Here is a 233-nt window from a genome sequence, read left to right on the forward strand (position 1 = left end):
TGGTAGGGGGCAGAAAAGCTGTACGTTCGGTAGGTGCGTAGGAAGATGAGCGTACCGATCAGCACGCAAGAAAACAAGTTAAAATCAATAACCGCCGTAGCAATAAGCGATACTACCAAACATATGAGTTCGATGTTGAGCATGAGCGTGATGTTTTTTAAGAAAAAACGAATCATCTGCAAAATGCCGTCGGTGTATAGCGTGAAGGACGTTATGTTAAGACAAAACAGAAG

At 42.9% G+C, this 233-nt stretch carries 1 protein-coding gene; it reads left to right on the plus strand.

The genetic code is table 11. The annotated features are described in order from the left end of the window. Positions 1–45: 45 nt before the first annotated feature. Positions 46–233: hypothetical protein (locus tag KVS71_RS19170; protein WP_217585322.1), on the plus strand; the 188-nt coding region annotated here is incomplete at its 3' end.

Origin of the sequence: Microbacterium sp. GbtcB4, from assembly GCF_019091465.1 — a bacterium.
Taxonomy (GTDB): domain Bacteria; phylum Actinomycetota; class Actinomycetes; order Actinomycetales; family Microbacteriaceae; genus Microbacterium; species Microbacterium paraoxydans.